The sequence below is a fragment of the Streptomyces sp. NBC_01197 genome (assembly GCF_036010505.1).
In the GTDB taxonomy this organism is placed as follows: domain Bacteria; phylum Actinomycetota; class Actinomycetes; order Streptomycetales; family Streptomycetaceae; genus Streptomyces.
Window position 1 is genome coordinate 6,650,001 of record NZ_CP108569.1, and the last position, 20,372, is coordinate 6,670,372.

Annotated in this window: 15 protein-coding genes, 2 rRNA genes and 1 riboswitch (1 of these 18 only partly in view); of the genes, 14 read left to right on the forward strand and 3 right to left on the reverse strand. The window is 66.6% G+C overall.

Annotated elements, in window-relative coordinates:
- From OG452_RS30570 to OG452_RS30625, 12 genes are all read left to right on the forward strand, one after another.
- Positions 1-2,938, forward strand: a 23S ribosomal RNA gene (locus OG452_RS30570); it begins 187 nt to the left of the window's first position.
- A 78-nt stretch (positions 2,939-3,016) separates the two neighbouring features.
- Positions 3,017-3,133: ribosomal RNA gene (gene rrf, locus OG452_RS30575) — 5S ribosomal RNA — on the forward strand.
- A gap of 174 nt (positions 3,134-3,307) precedes the next feature.
- On the forward strand, positions 3,308-3,916 hold the full coding sequence (locus OG452_RS30580) for a CDP-alcohol phosphatidyltransferase family protein (RefSeq protein ID WP_327298779.1): 609 nt from the start codon (positions 3,308-3,310) through the stop codon (positions 3,914-3,916).
- A gap of 113 nt (positions 3,917-4,029) precedes the next feature.
- Complete coding sequence (locus OG452_RS30585; RefSeq protein WP_327298780.1) at positions 4,030-6,525, forward strand: mannose-1-phosphate guanyltransferase; 2,496 nt, start codon at positions 4,030-4,032, stop codon at positions 6,523-6,525.
- A gap of 97 nt (positions 6,526-6,622) precedes the next feature.
- The gene (locus OG452_RS30590; RefSeq protein ID WP_327298781.1) at positions 6,623-7,546 is read left to right on the forward strand and encodes a DUF881 domain-containing protein; all 924 of its coding nucleotides are present in this window, start codon (positions 6,623-6,625) and stop codon (positions 7,544-7,546) included.
- On the forward strand, positions 7,543-7,875 hold the full coding sequence (locus OG452_RS30595; protein WP_164266945.1) for a small basic family protein: 333 nt from the start codon (positions 7,543-7,545) through the stop codon (positions 7,873-7,875). The genes OG452_RS30590 and OG452_RS30595 overlap by 4 nt, the downstream gene beginning before the upstream one ends.
- Positions 7,876-7,895: 20 nt before the next feature.
- Complete coding sequence (locus OG452_RS30600) at positions 7,896-8,834, forward strand: DUF881 domain-containing protein (RefSeq protein ID WP_327298782.1); 939 nt, start codon at positions 7,896-7,898, stop codon at positions 8,832-8,834.
- Between the two features lie 148 nt (positions 8,835-8,982).
- A complete protein-coding gene (locus tag OG452_RS30605; RefSeq protein WP_327299836.1) occupies positions 8,983-9,849 on the forward strand; it encodes an FHA domain-containing protein in 867 nt (288 codons plus the stop codon).
- A 17-nt stretch (positions 9,850-9,866) separates the two neighbouring features.
- The gene (ftsR, locus tag OG452_RS30610) at positions 9,867-10,610 is read left to right on the forward strand and encodes a transcriptional regulator FtsR (protein ID WP_327298783.1); all 744 of its coding nucleotides are present in this window, start codon (positions 9,867-9,869) and stop codon (positions 10,608-10,610) included.
- 53 nt (positions 10,611-10,663) lie between these two features.
- Positions 10,664-11,137: a bifunctional nuclease family protein gene (locus OG452_RS30615; protein WP_164266948.1), complete on the forward strand. Its 474-nt coding sequence runs from the start codon at positions 10,664-10,666 to the stop codon at positions 11,135-11,137.
- A gap of 165 nt (positions 11,138-11,302) precedes the next feature.
- Positions 11,303-11,896: a MerR family transcriptional regulator gene (locus tag OG452_RS30620; RefSeq protein WP_405560028.1), complete on the forward strand. Its 594-nt coding sequence runs from the start codon at positions 11,303-11,305 to the stop codon at positions 11,894-11,896.
- 56 nt (positions 11,897-11,952) lie between these two features.
- The gene (locus OG452_RS30625; protein ID WP_327298784.1) at positions 11,953-13,545 is read left to right on the forward strand and encodes a DNA polymerase IV; all 1,593 of its coding nucleotides are present in this window, start codon (positions 11,953-11,955) and stop codon (positions 13,543-13,545) included.
- Here the strand turns inward: OG452_RS30625 and OG452_RS30630 are convergent.
- Complete coding sequence (locus tag OG452_RS30630; protein ID WP_327298785.1) at positions 13,461-13,838, reverse strand: PRC-barrel domain-containing protein; 378 nt, start codon at positions 13,836-13,838, stop codon at positions 13,461-13,463. The two genes, OG452_RS30625 and OG452_RS30630, sit on opposite strands and share 85 nt — an antisense overlap.
- 140 nt (positions 13,839-13,978) lie before the next feature.
- Positions 13,979-14,077: riboswitch (glycine riboswitch) on the forward strand.
- 187 nt (positions 14,078-14,264) lie between these two features.
- Between OG452_RS30630 and gcvP the strand changes: the two genes are divergently transcribed.
- Complete coding sequence (gene gcvP / locus OG452_RS30635; protein WP_327298786.1) at positions 14,265-17,150, forward strand: aminomethyl-transferring glycine dehydrogenase; 2,886 nt, start codon at positions 14,265-14,267, stop codon at positions 17,148-17,150.
- An 88-nt stretch (positions 17,151-17,238) separates the two neighbouring features.
- On the opposite strand, the gene OG452_RS30640 is transcribed toward gcvP, so the two are convergent.
- Both OG452_RS30640 and OG452_RS30645 read right to left on the reverse strand, forming a co-directional pair.
- Positions 17,239-17,442, reverse strand: coding sequence for a DUF5999 family protein (locus OG452_RS30640; RefSeq protein WP_323183871.1), 204 nt, complete (start codon positions 17,440-17,442; stop codon positions 17,239-17,241).
- 300 nt (positions 17,443-17,742) lie between these two features.
- Complete coding sequence (locus OG452_RS30645) at positions 17,743-18,333, reverse strand: hypothetical protein (protein ID WP_327298787.1); 591 nt, start codon at positions 18,331-18,333, stop codon at positions 17,743-17,745.
- Positions 18,334-18,847: 514 nt separating this feature from the next.
- On the opposite strand from OG452_RS30645, the gene OG452_RS30650 reads away from it, so the two are divergent.
- A complete protein-coding gene (locus OG452_RS30650; RefSeq protein WP_327298788.1) occupies positions 18,848-20,371 on the forward strand; it encodes a glutamate--cysteine ligase in 1,524 nt (507 codons plus the stop codon).
- Position 20,372: the final 1 nt, after the last annotated feature.

Sequence of the window (20,372 nt, forward strand, 5' to 3'; positions counted from 1 at the left end):
AGGGGAAGTGAAACATCTCAGTACCCTCAGGAAGAGAAAACAACCGTGATTCCGGGAGTAGTGGCGAGCGAAACCGGATGAGGCCAAACCGTATGTGTGTGATACCCGGCAGGGGTTGCGCATGCGGGGTTGTGGGATTGCACTTCAATAGTCTGCCGGCTGTTGGGCAAGTCAGAAACCGTTGGTGTAGGCGAAGGACATGCGAAAGGTCCGGCGTAGAGGGTAAGACCCCCGTAGCTGAAACATCAACGGCTTGCTTGTGTGACTCCCAAGTAGCACGGGGCCCGAGAAATCCCGTGTGAATCTGGCGGGACCACCCGCTAAGCCTAAATATTCCCTGGTGACCGATAGCGGATAGTACCGTGAGGGAATGGTGAAAAGTACCGCGGGAGCGGAGTGAAATAGTACCTGAAACCGTGTGCCTACAAGCCGTGGGAGCGTCGCTGGCGGTACTTGTACTGTCAGTCGTGACTGCGTGCCTTTTGAAGAATGAGCCTGCGAGTTAGCGGTGTGTAGCGAGGTTAACCCGTGTGGGGAAGCCGTAGCGAAAGCGAGTCCTAATAGGGCGTTTGAGTTGCACGCTCTAGACCCGAAGCGGAGTGATCTAGCCATGGGCAGGTTGAAGCGGCTGTAAGAGGTCGTGGAGGACCGAACCCACCAGGGTTGAAAACCTGGGGGATGACCTGTGGTTAGGGGTGAAAGGCCAATCAAACTCCGTGATAGCTGGTTCTCCCCGAAATGCATTTAGGTGCAGCGTCGTGTGTTTCTTGCCGGAGGTAGAGCACTGGATAGGCGATGGGCCCTACCGGGTTACTGACCTTAGCCAAACTCCGAATGCCGGTAAGTGAGAGCGCGGCAGTGAGACTGTGGGGGATAAGCTCCATGGTCGAGAGGGAAACAGCCCAGAGCATCGACTAAGGCCCCTAAGCGTACGCTAAGTGGAAAAGGATGTGGAGTCGCAGAGACAACCAGGAGGTTGGCTTAGAAGCAGCCATCCTTGAAAGAGTGCGTAATAGCTCACTGGTCAAGTGATTCCGCGCCGACAATGTAGCGGGGCTCAAGCGTACCGCCGAAGTCGTGTCATTCCAGCATGTACCCCTAACGGGGGCTGGGATGGGTAGGGGAGCGTCGTGTGCCGGGTGAAGCAGCCGCGGAAGCGAGTTGTGGACGGTTCACGAGTGAGAATGCAGGCATGAGTAGCGATACACACGTGAGAAACGTGTGCGCCGATTGACTAAGGGTTCCTGGGTCAAGCTGATCTGCCCAGGGTAAGTCGGGACCTAAGGCGAGGCCGACAGGCGTAGTCGATGGACAACCGGTTGATATTCCGGTACCCGCTTTGAAACGCCCAGTACTGAGCCCATTGATGCTAAGGCCGTGAAGCCGTCCTGGAGCCTTCGGGCAAAGGGGAGTGGTGGAGCCGCTGAACCAAGGTGGTAGTAGGTAAGCGATGGGGTGACGCAGGAAGGTAGTCCAGCCCGGGCGGTGGTTGTCCCGGGGTAAGGGTGTAGCCCGTCATCCAGGTAAATCCGGATGGCATGGAGGGTGAGACCTGATGCCGAGCCGATTGTGGTGAAGTGGATGATCCTATGCTGTCGAGAAAAGCCTCTAGCGAGTTTCATGGCGGCCCGTACCCTAAACCGACTCAGGTGGTCAGGTAGAGAATACCGAGGCGTTCGGGTGAACTATGGTTAAGGAACTCGGCAAAATGCCCCCGTAACTTCGGGAGAAGGGGGGCCATTCCTGGTGATCCGATTTACTTGGTGAGCTGGGGGTGGCCGCAGAGACCAGCGAGAAGCGACTGTTTACTAAAAACACAGGTCCGTGCGAAGCCGTAAGGCGATGTATACGGACTGACGCCTGCCCGGTGCTGGAACGTTAAGGGGACCGGTTAGTGATCTTTCGGGGTTGCGAAGCTGAGAACTTAAGCGCCAGTAAACGGCGGTGGTAACTATAACCATCCTAAGGTAGCGAAATTCCTTGTCGGGTAAGTTCCGACCTGCACGAATGGCGTAACGACTTCTCGACTGTCTCAACCATAGGCCCGGTGAAATTGCACTACGAGTAAAGATGCTCGTTTCGCGCAGAAGGACGGAAAGACCCCGGGACCTTTACTACAGTTTGATATTGGTGTTCGGTTCGGCTTGTGTAGGATAGGTGGGAGACTGTGAAGCGGCCACGCCAGTGGTTGTGGAGTCGTCGTTGAAATACCACTCTGGTCGTGCTGGATGTCTAACCTCGGTCCGTGATCCGGATCAGGGACAGTGTCTGATGGGTAGTTTAACTGGGGCGGTTGCCTCCTAAAGAGTAACGGAGGCGCCCAAAGGTTCCCTCAGCCTGGTTGGCAATCAGGTGTTGAGTGTAAGTGCACAAGGGAGCTTGACTGTGAGACCGACGGGTCGAGCAGGGACGAAAGTCGGGACTAGTGATCCGGCAGTGGCTTGTGGAAGCGCTGTCGCTCAACGGATAAAAGGTACCCCGGGGATAACAGGCTGATCTTCCCCAAGAGTCCATATCGACGGGATGGTTTGGCACCTCGATGTCGGCTCGTCGCATCCTGGGGCTGGAGTCGGTCCCAAGGGTTGGGCTGTTCGCCCATTAAAGCGGTACGCGAGCTGGGTTTAGAACGTCGTGAGACAGTTCGGTCCCTATCCTCTGCGCGCGTAGGAATATTGAGAAGGGCTGTCCCTAGTACGAGAGGACCGGGACGGACGAACCTCTGGTGTGCCAGTTGTCCTGCCAAGGGCATGGCTGGTTGGCTACGTTCGGAAAGGATAACCGCTGAAAGCATCTAAGCGGGAAGCCTGCTTCGAGATGAGTATTCCCACCCCCTTTGAGGGGTTAAGGCTCCCAGTAGACGACTGGGTTGATAGGCCAGATGTGGAAGCCCGGTAACGGGTGGAGCTGACTGGTACTAATAGGCCGAGGGCTTGTCCTCAGTTGCTCGCGTCCACTGTGTTAGTTCTGAAATAACGAACGACCGTGTAGTTACCGGTGTTGGTTAATTTCATAGTGTTTCGGTGGTCATTGCGTTAGGGAAACGCCCGGTTACATTCCGAACCCGGAAGCTAAGCCTTTCAGCGCCGATGGTACTGCAGGGGGGACCCTGTGGGAGAGTAGGACGCCGCCGAACAATTTTTAGCCTCAGCCCCGGACCGTTATGGTCCGGGGCTGAGGCATTTCTGCGTCCACCTGCGGTTTCACATCCAGGCCGGCATCTGTCCGCTGACCCCTGTGACTTGGCCGGGCGCCGCTGAGGGTAGGGTCAGGGAGCATCGTTCGTACGTTCCTCACAGGAGGCCCCCGGGTGGAGGTCCAGGAGACCCGTGTTCAGACGGACCGGGTACTCACCATCCCCAACATCCTCAGCATGGCCCGCCTCATCGGTGTGCCCGTTTTCCTGTGGCTGATTCTCCGCCCCGAGTTCGGCGGGCCCAAGAGCGATGGCTGGGCATTGCTGGTACTCATGCTCAGTGGTGTGAGCGATTATCTCGACGGCAAGCTGGCCCGCCGCTGGAACCAGATCAGCAAGCTGGGACGGCTGCTCGACCCTGCCGCGGACCGTCTCTTCATTCTCTCCACCCTGGTTGGTCTGACCTGGCGGGAGATCCTGCCGATTTGGTTGACCGCGGCACTATTGGCCCGTGAGCTGATGCTTCTGGTCATGGTAGGAATCCTGCGCAGGCACGGCTATCCGCCGCCCCAGGTGAACTTTCTGGGCAAGGCAGCTACCTTCAACTTGATGTACGCGTTCCCGTTGCTCCTGCTCAGCGACGGCAGCGGCTGGCTGAGCACCCTGGCGTCGATTCTCGGATGGGCGTTCGCAGGGTGGGGTACAACGCTCTACTGGTGGGCAGGAATCCTGTATGTAGTACAAGTCCGCCGACTTGTGAAGGCGGATGTAGTAGCCGACTGAACTCGTCGATGCGCGCCGCGCAGCGTGGCCGGATTGCGTATGACGCCAGAGTGTCCTCACCGGACGGGTGAAGTCGGCTGGACTGTCGACATCTCAAGGAGGGCGCTTCCGACATGAAGGCCGTCGTGATGGCTGGTGGCGAAGGCACACGTCTTCGCCCTATGACCTCAAGTATGCCCAAGCCGCTCCTGCCGGTGGTCAACCGACCGATCATGGAACATGTGCTGCGGCTGTTGAAGCGGCATGGGCTCAGTGAAACGGTCGTCACCGTGCAGTTCCTCGCATCCCTGGTCAAGAACTACTTCGGCGACGGTGAAGAGCTCGGTATGGAGCTCACATACGCGAACGAGGAGAAGCCGCTCGGCACAGCGGGGAGCGTCAAGAATGCGGAGGAGGCGCTCAAGGACGACACCTTTCTGGTGATCTCCGGGGACGCGCTCACCGATTTCGACCTGACGGATCTGATTAATTTCCATAAAGAGAAGGGCGCACTCGTCACGGTGTGCCTGACCCGGGTGCCGAATCCGCTGGAGTTCGGCATCACCATCGTGGACGAGGAAGGAAAGGTCGAGCGCTTCCTGGAGAAGCCGACCTGGGGCCAGGTCTTCTCGGACACCGTGAACACGGGCATCTACGTGATGGAACCCGAGGTATTCGACTACGTCGAGGCAGACGTGTCGGTCGACTGGTCCGGTGATGTCTTCCCCCAGCTGATGAAGGAGGGGAAGCGGGTCTACGGCTATGTCGCCGAGGGCTACTGGGAGGATGTCGGCACTCACGAGAGCTATGTGAAGGCTCAGGCGGACGTCCTCGAAGGCAAAGTCGACGTGGACATCGACGGCTTCGAGATCTCTCCGGGTGTATGGGTCTCCGAAGGCGCCGAAGTGCATCCCGATGCCGTACTCCGCGGCCCGCTCTACATCGGCGACTACGCCAAAGTGGAAGAGGGCGTGGAGATACGGGAGCACACCGTCGTCGGCTCCAATGTGGTCGTCAAGACGGGCGCTTTCCTGCACAGGGCTGTCATTCACGACAACGTGTACATCGGCCAGCAGTCCAACCTGCGTGGCTGCGTGATCGGAAAGAACACCGACATCATGCGTGCGGCCCGCATCGAGGACGGCGCCGTCATCGGTGATGAGTGCCTCGTCGGTGAGGAATCCATCATCCAGGGCAATGTGCGGGTGTATCCGTTCAAGACCATTGAGGCCGGTGCCTTCGTCAACACATCGGTGATCTGGGAATCCCGGGGCCAGGCACATCTCTTCGGCGCTCGCGGAGTCTCCGGGATCCTCAATGTCGAAATCACCCCGGAACTGGCCGTACGGCTGGCCGGTGCGTACGCCACCACGCTCAAGAAGGGCTCCACGGTCACCACCGCACGTGACCACTCGCGTGGTGCGCGTGCCCTCAAACGGGCAGTGATCTCCGCCCTCCAGGCCAGTGCCATCGATGTACGGGACCTGGAGAACGCACCGCTGCCGGTGGCCAGACAGCAGACAGCCCGCGGCAGTGCGGGCGGCATCATGATCCGGACCTCGCCCGGTGTGCCCGACTCCGTGGACATCATGTTCTTCGACGAGAGCGGAGCAGACCTCTCGCAGGGCCGGCAGCGCAAGCTGGACCGGGTGTACGCCCGCCAGGAGTACCGCCGCGCCTTCCCCGGTGAGATCGGGGACCTGCACTTCCCGGCGAGCGTCTTCGACTCGTACACCGGCGCCCTGCTCCGCAACGTGGACACCAAGGGGATCGCGGACGCCGGGCTCAAGGTAGTGGTCGATGCGTCCAACGGCAGCGCCGGGCTCGTCCTGCCCAGCCTCCTCGGACGGCTCGGTGTCGACGCGCTCGTCATCAACCCGGGACTCGACGAGTCGAGGCCCACGGAGACCGCAGACACGCGCCGGGCCGGGCTCGTCAGGCTCGGCGAGATCGTGGCCTCGGCACGGGCCGCCTTCGGAGTGCGGTTCGACCCGGTGGGCGAGCGCGTCTCCCTCGTGGACGAGCGCGGCCGGATCATCGAGGACGACCGGGCTCTGCTGGTGATGCTGGACCTGATCGCGGCCGAGCGGCGCAGCGGACGCGTCGCGCTGCCGGTCACGACCACGAGGATCGCCGAGCAGGTCGCCGCGTACCACGGGACCCAGGTGGAGTGGACGACTACATCGCCCGACGACCTGACCCGGGTCGGCCGCGAGGACTCCACCATTTTCGGCGGTGACGGGCGCGGTGGATTCATCATCCCCGAGTCCAGCAGTGTCTTCGACGGCACCGCCGCCTTCGTCCGGCTGATCGGCCTGGTCTCCCGTACACAGTTGACGCTCAGTCAGATCGATGCCCGGATTCCGCGCGCCCATGTGCTCCGTCGTGACCTGGCGACCCCCTGGGCCGTCAAGGGTCTGGTTATGCGCCGGGTGGTGGAGGCGGCCGGCGACCGGTCCGTGGACACCACGGACGGGGTCCGGGTCGTCGAACCCGACGGCCGGTGGGTGATGGTGCTGCCGGCCCCGGCCGAAGCCGTCACTCATCTGTGGGCGGAAGGACCGGACGACGCGTCCGCGCAGGCGCTGCTCGACGAGTGGTCGTCGATCGTGGACAGCGCAGGTCAGTGAGGTCGTAACGGTGTACCGGACGGCATGACTCCGTGCCGTCCGGTACACCGACGGGGCCATTGGGAGCCTGCGGCTGCGACGTGCGACGATGTGCGGCATGCCGAAGCAGCCCCCCGTTCGGAGCGCAGCCTCCCCGCCGCCGCGCCCCGATGCGTCGATGTCGCTGCTCAACAACGTGATGGATCACAGCCTCGACGACGGCTACGCCGAGGCGACCGCCCGGCGGCGGGCCGAGGGCAGCGTGGGGGTGCCGCGTCCACTGCGGGCCAAGCTCGGTCTTGCCGCGGGGCTGGTACTTGCCGCGGTCGTGGTCACCGTGGGCGCCGCTCAGGCCAGAGTGACGGCGCCGGTGGTCGCGAAGGAGCGCCAGGAGCTCATCGACCGTATCGACTCGGAGACTTCGTCCGCCGACGCGGAACAGAAGAAGGTCGACGGGCTGCGCGACTCGGTGGGTGAGCAGCAGCGCAAGGCGCTCCAGAAGCACGGGGGCGACCAGGGCGGTCTTGTGGCCCTGCTGTCCGGCGCGACAGCGGTGCACGGTCCCGGCGTGAAGCTGGTCATCGACGACGCCAAGGACAGTTCTCAGAGCGACGGCGGCGGTCCGCGCGAGAGCCCCGGATTCTCCGACACGGGGCGGGTGCGGGACCGTGACATGCAGCAGTTCGTCAACGCTCTCTGGCAGTCGGGCGCCGAGGCGATCGCCATCAACGGACAGCGTCTGACCGCTCTGTCGGCGATCCGCGCCGCCGGTGACGCCATACTGGTCGACAACAGGCCGCTGGTACCGCCGTACACGGTGCTGGCGGTGGGGGACGGGAAGCACTTGCTCAGCGAATTCGACGACAGTGTCGGCGGGCAGTACCTGAAGGTTCTGAAGGACAGCTATTCCATCCGCACCAGCAGTTCCGACCAGGCCGACGTGCGCCTTCCTGCGGCCGCGAGCCTGATCGTACGTACAGCAAAGCCGAAGGCCGCCGGCACCGACCAAGGCGCGGCCGACACAGGGAAGGGCACATCGTGATCGCCGTACTGGGCCTCGTCGTGGGAGTCGTGGTCGGACTGTTGGTCCGGCCCGAAGTGCCGGCGATGGTCGAGCCCTACCTCCCCATCGCCGTCGTGGCCGCTCTCGACGCGGTCTTCGGCGGTCTGCGGGCCATGCTCGACGGAATCTTCGTGGACAAGGTCTTCGTCGTGTCCTTCCTGTCCAACGTCGTGGTGGCCGCGCTGATCGTGTTCCTCGGCGACAAACTGGGCGTCGGCGCGCAGTTGTCCACCGGTGTTGTGGTCGTGTTCGGCATCCGCATCTTCTCGAACGCCGCGGCCATTCGCAGGCATGTGTTCCGGGCGTGAGGCCGATGGGTGACGAGCCGATGAGCGACGACGAGAACCCGCCCGACCCGCGGAACCCGGATAATTCGCAGGACCCGGGCAGCCCGCCTGATCCGGATGGTGGTCCGCGGAGCCCGCAGGGGTCACCGCCCGACGCCGGTGGCAGGCCCGGGCGTTTCCCCGGCGCGCTGCCCGAGGAGAAGCCCGCGCAGACGCCGCCGGGAGATGCCACGGGGGCGACGCCTGCGGTGCAGTCGAGGCAGGCCGGCCGGCAGCGGCTGATCGCAGCCCTCTGGCCGCCCCGGGTCACCAGGGCGCAACTCGTCGTCGCCCTGCTGCTGTTCGTACTGGGTCTGGGACTTGCCATCCAGGTCCGCTCCAACAGCGACAACAGCCCGCTGCGCGGGGCACGCCAGGAGGACCTGGTGCGGATCCTCGACGAGCTCGACAATCGCACCCAGCGCCTGGACGACGAGAAGCAGCGTCTGCAGAGCCAGCGCAGCGAGTTGGAGAGCAGTTCGGACCAGGCCGAGGAGGCGCGTAAGCAGACGAACGAGAAAGCGCGTCAGCTCGGCATCCTGGCCGGCACGGTCGCCGCCCAGGGCCCCGGTATCACCCTGCTCGTCAACGACCCTCACAAGACGGTCCAGGCGGACATGCTGCTCGACACGGTCCAGGAGCTGCGGGCGGCCGGCGCCGAGGCGATTCAGGTCAACGGCGTCCGGGTCGTGGGTGACACCTACTTCTCCGACGTGGGCGGCGGGATCCAGGTGGACACGGAGAAGATCAGCGCGCCGTACACCTTCAAGGTCATCGGGAAACCGGCCGACTTGGAGCCCGCGCTGAATATTCCGGGCGGAGTGGTGCAGACTCTGGAGAAGGAGCAGGCCACAGCCACTGTGACGCCTGCACAGAAGATCGTTGTGGACGCCTTGCGACCGGCGAAGCGGCCTGACTACGCTCGGTCCTCCTCACAGTGAGGCGGGGGCGCGTGAGGGCCGGGGGACAAGGCCACGAGGTTGCGGGGGGTCGGCGCACGGATAGCGGGGTGTGTGGTGGAAACTGTCTGGGGGGTACGGACGTTGTAAGGATGTCCGGTTCGGCAGGTGTGTTCATTGAGAGTTCGTCCTGCCCCACGGGCGGGTCTGTTTCGGTCAAGGGGAATCGCCCGTGAAGTTGTTTGGGAAATTGTTCGGCAAGAGCGCACGTGAGGACAGCGCGCGACACCGCGCCCCGCGCCATGTGGAGGGCGAGGACCAGGGTGGCGACCGCCCGCTGTTCCGGGACGAGGTGGGTCGGCCCGGTCGCGACATTTCGGGTGATCAGGGTGCGTCGTCTGTTGACCCTGCGGGTCAGGGCCGCATAGGTTTTGGGGAAGCATCACCCTCAAGTACGGGTCGAGGGTTGCCCTCCGATCCGTACGCAACCAACGCCCACGCAGGGCAGTCGCGGCAGGAGGATGCATCCATGCCGGTTTGCACGAGGTGCGGCCACCGCAATGCCGAGGACAGTCGGTTCTGCTCCAACTGTGGAGCGCCGTTGCGCGCCGGGGTGCCCGAGCGGCCCTCGGAGACCACTTCGACGATCTCCATCTCCGGCCTCGAGGCGTACGAGGCTGAGGTGACAGGGCAGACCGCTTCGCCCTCGCTCTCTCCTGAGGCCCAGGCGGCCGTCGACGCCCTGCCCCTCGGCTCCGCGCTCCTCGTCGTCCGCCGCGGCCCGAACTCGGGGAGCCGCTTCCTGCTGGACGGCGATCTGACCACGGCCGGCCGCCATCCGCAGAGCGACATCTTCCTCGACGACGTCACCGTGTCGAGGCGGCATGTGGAGTTCCGCAGGGGTGCCGACGGCGGTTTCACCGTCTCGGACGTCGGCAGCCTGAACGGCACGTACGTCAACCGTGAGCGTATCGACGCCGTCGTGCTCGCCAATGGTGACGAGGTGCAGATCGGCAAGTACCGGCTGGTCTTCTACGCGAGCCAGCGGGGCGTGTGACCCGTCAGGGAAGGCCCATGCGGCAATCATCGACAGGCGGTGCCGGCGACGGCACCGCCACCGACGACGACCGGCTTGTCAGTATCGGCACGGTCCTGAATCTGCTCCGGGAAGAGTTTCCCGAAGTCACGATCTCCAAGATCCGCTTTCTGGAGGCCGAAGGGCTGGTCGAGCCGCAGCGTACGTCGTCCGGGTACCGGAAGTTCGGTACCGCGGACGTCGAGCGGCTGGCTCAGGTCCTGCGGATGCAGCGCGACCACTATCTGCCGCTGAAGGTCATCCGGGACCACCTCGACGCACTGGGCCGGGGCGAGCAGATCCAGCTGCCCGCCCCCGGTGCCGTCCGCGAGCCCGCGGACGGAGCGCCGGACGGCGGCGCTGGCGGGCCCACGGCGTCCCGGGTCGGCCGGGAAGAGCTGCTCGCGGCCGCCGGGATCAGCGCTGACGACCTCGCGGAATGGGAGTCGTACGGCCTGCTGTCGCCGCTCCCTGAGGGCGGATACGACGCGGAGGCCGTGAATGTGGCCGGGCTTGTCGCGGACCTGGGCCGATTCGGTCTGGAACCGCGGCATCTGCGTGCCATGAAAGCGGCCGCCGACCGTGAGTCCGGGCTGATCGAGCAGGTCGTCGCCCCCCTTCGGCTGAACCGCAATCCGCAGACCAGAGCGGACGCGGATACGACCACGAAGGACCTGGCAGCACTGACCGTGCGGCTTCACGCGGCGCTCGTGCAGACCTCTCTCCGGGTCCGGTTGTACTGATCACGGGGGTGCCCGACTACCCAAACCTGCCGGGCACGTCCTAGGGTTGCTGTGTGAACGAGCTCGACGTTGTGGGTGTCCGGGTGGAAATGCCCTCCAACCAGCCGATCGTGCTCCTGCGTGAAGTGGGAGGCGACCGGTATCTCCCTATCTGGATCGGCCCTGGTGAGGCGACCGCGATCGCCTTCGCCCAGCAGGGCATGGCTCCAGCAAGGCCGCTGACCCATGACCTCTTCAAGGATGTCCTCGAAGCGGTCGGCCAGGAGCTCACGGAAGTGCGCATCACCGATCTGCGCGACGGGGTCTTCTTCGCGGAGCTGGTCTTCGCGAGCGGGGTCGAGGTGAGTGCGAGGCCTTCCGACGCCATAGCGCTCGCTCTGCGCACCGGGACGCCGATCTACGGCAGTGACGGAGTGCTCGACGATGCGGGAATCGCCATTCCTGACGAGCAGGAGGACGAGGTGGAGAAGTTCCGCGAGTTCCTCGACCAGATTTCTCCGGAGGACTTCGGGACGAACAGCCAGTGACGCTCCGCTCGGGTCGTCAGCGCATCCGGCAAGCCTTTCCCCGGAGAGGGGCACGCGAAACCACTCCTGGGGTGATTATCACTCGGCGTGCCGAGTGTGGCGATCGTTGACGCACCTCAAGTGACTGCCTACCGTCGAGTGGGCAGTTCAAGGACGGAGGTCGGCGTGAGAAGCACCGGCGAAGATGTGGCAGGGGATCTCCCCGGACTGGGTCCGGGGGACGGAGTGCCGTATCCGCTTCACGGCTCAGCGGCCGAACCGACGACCGACACCGTCGGCTACCGGGGGCCGACCGCCTGCGCGGCGGCCGGGATCACTTACCGGCAGCTCGACTACTGGGCGCGCACGGGACTGGTCGAGCCGAGTGTGCGGCCCGCCCAGGGATCGGGCACCCAGCGTCTCTACAGCTTCCGGGACGTGGTCGTCCTCAAGATCGTGAAGCGGTTCCTGGACACCGGTGTGGCCCTCCAGAACATCCGTACGGCGGTCCACCACCTCAGAGACCGCGGGGCCTGCGACCTCGACCGTATGACGCTGATGAGCGACGGCGCGACGGTGTACGAGTGCTCCTCGCCCGACGAGGTGGTCGGCCTGCTCCAGGGCGGCCAGGGGATCTTCGGAATCGCCGTCGGGGTCGTGTGGCGGGACGTGGAGAGCGCCCTCTCGCAGCTGCACGGCGAACGGGTCGACACCGGCGAGACCCTGATCGGCCACAACCCGGCCGACGAACTGGCCAGGCGCCGCAACCGCGCTGTCTGACGGGCCAGCGCACCGCAGAGCCCCGATTGTCAGTGCCGTGAGGCAGCATCGGTGGTGTGAGAGCTGTACCGACCATCCTGCATCTGGACATGGATGCCTTCTTCGCCGCCGCGGAACAGGCGGCGAAGCCGAGCCTGCGCGGGAAGCCGGTGGTGGTCGGCGGGCTGGGGCCGCGCGGAGTGGTGTCGACGGCCTCGTACGAGGCCCGGATCTTCGGGGTGCATTCGGCGATGCCGATGGCGCAGGCCCGTCGGCTCTGTCCGAACGCCGCCTATCTGGTCCCGCGCTTCGGGCTCTACCGCGAGGTGAGCGGCCAGGTCATGGAGCTGCTCCGGCGGCTCTCGCCGCTGGTCGAGCCACTGAGCCTGGACGAGGCCTTCGTCGACCTGGAGGCGGGCGGAGTCGCCGACGGCAGCCGGTCGGCCCGGCGCGCCGGTGAGCAGCTGCGCAGGGACATCCTGGCGGTCACGGGGCTCAGCGGGTCGGTGGGCCTCGCCGGCTCCAAGATGCTGGCGAAGATCGGCTCGGAGCGGGCCAAGCCGGACGGCCTGGTCCTGATAGAACCGGGCACCGAGCGCGAGCTGCTCGCCCCCCTCTCCGTACGAATTCTGCCGGGCGTGGGGCCGGCGACCGGTGAGCATCTGCGCAGGGCCGGGATGACCACCGTGTCCCATCTGGCAGAGGCGGGTGAGGACGAGCTCGTCCGGCTGCTGGGCAAGGCGCACGGCGCAGCGCTGTACCGGATGGCGCTCGGCCACGACGACCGGCCCGTGGTTTCGGACCGGGACGCCAAGTCGGTCTCGGTCGAGGACACCTTCGACGTGGACCTGCACGACCGGGTACGGGTGCGGGCGGAGGTGGTGAGGCTGGCCGGCCGGTGCGTGGAGCGGCTGCGGGACGCCGGACGGTCCGGGCGGACGGTGGTGCTGAAGGTCCGGCGGTACGACTTCTCGACGCTGACCCGTTCCGAGACGCTCCGGGGGCCCACGGACGACCCGGAGGTCGTGCGCGAGGCCGCGGGACGGCTGCTGGAGGCCGTGGACACCACGGGCGGCGTGAGGCTGCTCGGGGTGGGCGTCAGCGGCCTCGCGGACTTCACTCAGGAGGATCTGTTCGCGCAGGCGGCCACGGAGCGGGCGGCCACCGAGCGGGCGGCCACCGAGCGGGCGGCCGTGCTGGAGCTCGCGGCGGAAGAGGCGGTGCCCGGCCCCGCGGCGCCGCCGGAGCCACTCGTGGACGAGCCGCCGCCCGGCACCGGCCGCCGCTGGCTCGCCGGGCACGATGTGCGCCATGACGAGTACGGCGCGGGGTGGGTGCAGGGCAGTGGCGTGGGCCGGGTGACGGTGCGGTTCGAGGATCCGTACGCGACCGAGCCCGGCCGGGTGCGGACCTTCAGGGTCGACGACCCCGCGCTGCAGCCGTCGGATCCGCTGCCGCTGGTCCGGGCTGCCGCGACTGCCCCGGGCGGGCCGGACAGCCCGGCCGTGGGGGAGGAAGCGGACACCGGTGAGAGGCAGCCCGGGCGGCCCGGGGAAGCAGCGGCTGCCGGGGCGGAGCCGGAGGCTCAGGCGCGTTCCTCTTCGCCCGCGAGCCGGCCGAAGTCCCGGTCGGGAGGCGGCGGCGTGGGGGCCGAGATACCGAGCCCGTAGTGGTGGTAGAGCTGGAGTTCCTGTTCGGGCGAGAGATGGCGGCCGACGCCGAAGCCCGGTGCTTCCTTGATCAGGTTGCGGTCGAAGGGCACTCGCAGGGCTTCCCTGACCAGTTCGCTCGGCTTCAGCGGGACGAACGCGTCCCGGCTGAACAGTCCGGTACGTACCGCGGCCCACTCGGGCACCCCGGTGGCGTCGTCGAGGTAGACCTCGTCAACCGTGCCTATCTTGAGGCCATTGAGGTCGAACGCCTTGCGGCCGATCAGGCTGCGCGGATCTATGTCGCTCTGCACGGTCCCTCCAACTGATCGCAACGGATCACCATGTCTCCCGCCCCCGGCGAAGGTCTCCCTCTCAGGGAAGTCCAGAACCGTGGCATCGGCCACTCGAACACCGTGCGAAGTGGCTCGCTGGTAGGCTGGCCACTGGCTGCTGACCCCGCGCGGGAGAGCTCTTCGGACGCGTTGTCCGGGGGCGCCGAAGGAGCAAATCCTCCCCGGAATCTCTCAGGCACACGTACCGCGCGGACGAGGTCACTCTGGAAAGCAGGGCGGGCGTCGGGCGGGCACGCCCGGATCCCTACCTCACCGACGGTGAAAGCGGGCGCGTCGAGCGGCGGGCCGGTGAAACTCTCAGGTTGAGATGACAGAGGGGGAGGCCGTCCGGGTACCCGTGCCGTGGTACCCCTCGCAGGTCGTAACGACCAGGAGGCCTCCGCCATGACTGCTCACCGCATTCCGCTCTCCCAGCTGGAGCGTGGCATCCCCTTCGAACAGCGCCACATCGGGCCCGACGCGGGGGATCAGGCCAAGATGCTCGCCCACGTCGGTTACGGATCGCTCTCGGAGCTCACATCGGCCGCCGTACCCGAGGTGATCAAGAGTGCCGAGGCGCTGAACCTCCCGGACGCCCGCACCGAAGCCGAGGTCCTCGCCGAGCTGCGTTCGCTCGCCGACCGCAATCAGGTCCTCGCCCCGATGATCGGGCTCGGTTACTACGGCACGTTCACCCCGCCGGTCATCCTGCGCAACGTCATGGAGAACCCCGCCTGGTACACGGCGTACACGCCCTACCAGCCGGAGATCTCCCAGGGGCGCCTGGAGGCGCTGCTGAACTTCCAGACCGTTGTCGCTGATCTGACGGGCCTGCCCACCTCGGGCGCCTCGCTGCTGGACGAGGGCACCGCGGCAGCCGAGGCGATGTCCCTCGCGCGCCGCGTGGGCAAGGTCAAGAACGGTGTCTTCCTGATCGACGCCGACGCCCTCCCGCAGACCGTCGCGGTGATCGAGACGCGCGCCGAGCCGGCCGGTGTCGAGGTCGTCGTCGCCGACCTCAGTGACGGCATCCCGGCCGATGTGGCCGAGCGCGGTGTGTTCGGCGTGCTGCTCCAGTACCCGGGCGCCTCCGGCCGGGTCCGGGACATCGCGCCCGTCATTGAGCAGGCGCACGAGCTGGGTGCCGTCGTCACCGTCGCCGCCGATCTGCTGGCGCTGACGCTGCTCACCTCGCCCGGAGAGCTGGGAGCGGACATCGCGGTCGGTACGACCCAGCGGTTCGGCGTCCCGATGGGCTTCGGCGGACCGCACGCCGGGTTCATGGCCGTACGTGAGAAGTTCGCGCGCAGCCTGCCGGGGCGGCTCGTCGGCGTCTCGGTCGACGCCGACGGCAACAAGGCGTACCGGCTGGCCCTCCAGACTCGTGAGCAGCACATCCGCCGCGAGAAGGCCACCAGCAACATCTGCACCGCGCAGGTGCTCCTCGCCGTGATGGCCGGGATGTACGCGGTCTACCACGGCCCGGACGGTCTGCGCGAGATCGCCCGGCGCACCCACCGGTACGCGGCGATCCTCGCCGAGGGGCTGCGTACCGCGGGCGTCGACGTCGTGCACGGCGACTACTTCGACACCCTCACCGTACGGACCGGGGGCAGGGCCGCAGAGGTCGCCGCCGCCGCCCGTGAGGGCGGGGTCAACCTGCACCAGGTCGACGCGGACCTGATCTCCGTCTCCTGCGACGAGACCACCACACGCACCCAGCTGGCCGCCGTCTGGGCCGCCTTCGGCGCCGACGGCGACATCGAGGCGCTCGACGAGCGGACCGCCGACGCGCTGCCCGCAGGGCTGCTGCGGGAGGACACCGTTCTCACCCACCCGGTCTTCCACCAGCATCGTTCCGAGACGGCGATGCTGCGCTACCTGCGCAAGCTCGCCGACCGTGACTACGCGCTGGACCGCGGCATGATCCCGCTCGGCTCCTGCACCATGAAGCTCAACGCCACCACCGAGATGGAGCCGGTCACCTGGCCCGAGTTCGGCGCGATCCACCCCTTCGCACCGGCCGGGCAGGCAGAGGGCTATCTGACGCTCATCCACGAGCTGGAGGAGCGGCTCGCCGAGGTCACCGGATACGACAAGGTCTCGCTCCAGCCCAACGCGGGCTCGCAGGGCGAGCTGGCCGGGCTGCTGGCCGTACGCGCCTACCACCGGGCCAACGGCGACACCGCGCGCACCGTGTGCCTCATCCCGTCCTCGGCGCACGGCACCAATGCCGCCAGCGCCGTGATGGCCGGTATGAAGGTCGTCGTCGTGAAGACCCGCGAGGACGGCGACGTCGACGTCGAGGACCTGAACGCCAAGATCGAGCAGTACCGCGACGAGCTGTCCGTACTGATGGTCACCTACCCGTCGACCCACGGTGTCTTCGAGGAGCACATCACCGACATCTGCGCCGCCGTGCACGACGCGGGCGGTCAGGTGTACGTCGACGGGGCCAACCTGAACGCGCTCGTGGGGCTCGCCAAGCCCGGCAAGTTCGGCTCGGACGTCTCGCACCTCAACCTGCACAAGACCTTCTGCATCCCGCATGGCGGCGGCGGCCCCGGTGTCGGCCCGGTCGGCGTACGGGCCCACCTGGCGCCGTACCTTCCGAACCATCCGCTCCAGCCGGCCGCCGGCCCCGCGACGGGCGTCGGTCCGGTCTCGGCCGCCCCGTGGGGCTCCGCGGGCATCCTGCCGATCTCCTGGGCGTACGTACGTCTCATGGGTGGCGAGGGGCTCAAGCGGGCGACGCAGGTGGCCGTGCTGGCCGCCAACTACATCGCCAAGCGCCTCGAACCGCACTACCCGGTGCTGTACACGGGCCCCGAGGGGCTGGTCGCGCACGAGTGCATCGTCGATCTGCGACCGCTGTCCAAGGCGACCGGTGTGAGCGTCGACGACATCGCCAAGCGCCTCATCGACTACGGCTTCCACGCGCCGACGATGTCGTTCCCGGTGGCCGGAACGCTGATGATCGAGCCGACCGAGAGCGAGAACCTGGCGGAGCTCGACCGGTTCTGCGACACGATGATCGCGATCCGCGCCGAGGTCGAGAAGGTCGCGTCGGGCGAGTGGGCGGAGGACGACAATCCGCTGTGCAACGCCCCGCACACCGCGGCAGCGCTGGGCGGTGAGTGGAACCACGGCTACACCCGCGAGGAGGCCGTCTTCCCGGCCGGTGTCTCGCCCGCCGACAAGTACTGGCCTCCGGTGCGCAGGATCGACGGAGCCTTCGGCGACCGCAACCTCGTCTGCTCGTGCCCGCCGCTGGACGCGTACGACAACTGACGGACATGCGGGAGGGCCGGTTCGGGGATGTCTCCCGGGCCGGCCCTTCGTCGGCTGTGCCAGTTCTGTTCCTCGGTACTGAGCAGGGTCAGGCGGCGGTCGCCAGTCCTGAGCCCAGTGGGCGGTGCGGCGCGATGATCTGGCCGTCGGGCAGCAGTTCACCGGTGTCCTCGAAGATGAGAACGCCGTTGCACAGCAGACTCCAGCCCTGCTCCGGGTGGTGCGCCACGAGGAGCGCGGCCTCCCGGTCGGCAGAGGTGGCTGACGGGCAGGTTGGCTGGTGCTGGCACATGGATGCGTTCTTTCGCTGCGTTGTAGTGAGTGTCCTGCGGCTCGATGCGGATTTCATGGCCGCCCCCCGATCAGTCGGTGATCCCAGTGTTGCCCTACGGGCGTCAATCCGCAGGGATTTCACGGCAGCACTTGCTACAGCATAAGGACGCATCACCCGTGCGGACGGTTCAGGTCAACTTGACTGCCTGTTCGGGTGGTTCGGAGGTGGCCCGGCCGGGCTAGACCGGATGGGCAGAAAGAGCGCCGCGCCCCGCGACCTGTCGGTGGTCGCGGGGCGCGCGGTGCTGGCCGGCAGCCGTCAGGCGGGAGAGCCCAGCAGCGGGGGTGACAGCCTCATAGTCATCACCGGCAGCAGTTCCGACACCCGGTGGGGGCGGTGCGCGGCGATGCCGGGTGGTGCGGGTGCGAGGGGCACCAGCAGGTCCGTGGGGGCCGGCATGGTGCCGGAGACCGAGGCGTCGGCGCCGGTGTCGCCGTGCAGCCACAGTGTCAGCATGTAGAGCTCAGGCACGGACAGCAGCCTGGGCTGGAACGGTGTGTCCATCGCCTCGGCCCGGCGCAGTGCGCTGCCGGTGGCGGTGGCGTAGGGGCCCTCGAAGAAGTGCGAGAAGGTCCAGCCGTCGGCGGTGAGCTTGGTGTCCGCGGCGGCCACGGCGTGGTCGCCGCTGCGGATCAGGAACCGCCAGCCGGTGAGCCGGGTGCGTGGGGTCCCGCCGCTCGGCATGATCTGGTCCAGTACGTAGACGGGAAGGGGCAGTTCGGGGGTGAGTGGCCCCGGGGCGGAGCGGAGAGCCGGGGTTCGGGCCTCGCGTACGGCAGTGGGGGAGCCGAGTGCCGCGAGGACGCTGCGCAGGGCCGGCGCGGGAGCCGGAGGGACATACAGCGGCATGATGTGGTCGCCTCTCACTTCGGAGACACGTTGATGCGTGGGCTGTGCGGACAGCACTGTCAGCAGGCAGGGGCAGAGGGGGGCCGTGGGGCATGGAGGGGTACCGCACTCTCCGGGGGCCGGGGCGCCAACTCTCTGCCTCGTCTGCGGAGTTTATACGACACGTGTTCACGCGGGGTTTCAACTAGCTGACGTGGATATTGCAAACAAGTTGCTATCCGGTCTTTCTTCTGCGGAGATTATCCCGATTTAACGTATGCGCGCTTCTGTGGCCTCACGGTTCTTCATGTGAGTGGTCGGCCGAAAACCGTCGGTCGTTTTCACCGTGCCCACCGGGCTTCACACGCTTGGAAATTGCTCCAGGCGTCTGCCTGGTGAATGTGCCACACGTCATCTTCTCGTAACCATACTCGCTCCTGACTCCGGGTGGGGAGTTACGGATCGCAGACTGTGGGCATTATCGACCGTGACCCGGGCGGCCGCCGTGGCCGCACACTCGTGGAGGGGTGCAGCGATGGGGGAGAAGCTGGAGGCCGGCGGTGTCGATCCGTCGGGTCGGCAGCAGTACCGGAGAAAGCTACAGCAGTGTCTGGAGGTGCTGGAGCGACTATTGGAAGAGAAGAGGTTCGACAGCCCGAGGAATCTCATGGGGATGGAGATCGAACTCAATCTCACGGGCGCCGACGGCATGCCCCGGATGGTGAATGAGGAGGTTCTCGACCGGATCGCCAGCCGTGATTTCCAGATGGAACTCGGGATGTTCAATCTCGAAGTGAATATTATCCCGCACCGGTTGGGCGGACGGGTCTTCGACCAGCTGGCCGAGGAGCTCCGCACCGGTCTCGCGTACGCGCACAGAAAAGCAGCCGAAGTCGACGCCGGGATCATGATGATCGGAATCCTGCCGACACTCGACCCGCAGGATCTCGTCAGCGCGAACCTCTCGTCGGCCGACCGCTACGCCCTGCTCAACGATCAGATGTGCGCGGCCCGCGGTGAGGACTTCGACCTCGACATATCCGGTGTCGAGCAGCTGACCTGCACCTCCTCGTCGATCGTGCCCGAAGCGGCCTGTACGTCGGTGCAGTTGCACCTTCAGGTCACTCCGGCGCGCTTCGCCGATGTGTGGAACGCGGCGCAGGCCGTCGCCGCCGTGCAGGTCGCGCTGGGCGCCAACTCGCCCTTCCTGTTCGGCAAGGAGCTGTGGCGGGAGTCGCGGCCGCCGCTCTTCCTCCAGGCGACCGATGTGCGCCCGCCGGAACTCCGGGCCCAGGGGGTGCGGCCGCGGACCTGGTTCGGCGAGCGCTGGATCGACTCGGCGTACGACCTCTTCGAGGAGAACCTCCGGTACTTTCCGCCGCTGCTGCCGCTGTGCGACGACGAGGACCCGCTGCGGGTGCTCGACGACGGCGGGGTGCCGCGCCTCCAGGAACTCGTCCTGCACAACGGGACCGTCTACCGCTGGAACCGCCCGGTCTACGACGTGGCCGACGGCGTACCCCATCTGCGGGTCGAGAACAGGGTGCTGCCCGCCGGGCCCACCGTCATGGATGTGATGGCCAACGCGGCCTTCTACTACGGGCTGGTGAGGGCGCTCGCCGATGCTCCCCGTCCGGTGTGGCGGCGGCTGCCCTTCGAGGCCGCGGCACGTAACTTCGACGCGGCCTGCCGGCACGGAATCGACGCCGGACTGGAGTGGCCGAGGGCAGGGCGCTCCGGCGGCGTCACGTCGGTGCCCGCGGTGCGCCTCGTCCGGGACGAGCTGCTGCCGCTGGCCGCCGCGGGGCTCGACGCCTGGGGTATCGAGGCCGCGGACCGCGACCGCTGCCTCGGTGTCATCGAGGAGCGGTGCAGGCGCCGGACGAACGGTGCCTCCTGGCAGGTGGACACGTTCCACCGGGCGCTGGAGGCGGGGCACGGGCGGCGCGAGGCGCTGGCGCTCACCACCCGGCGGTACGCCGAGCTGATGGCGGGCGGCGAACCGGTGCACTCCTGGCCGGAGGGTGTGCCGGCGACGGTGGCGGCTTGCGGCCTGTGAA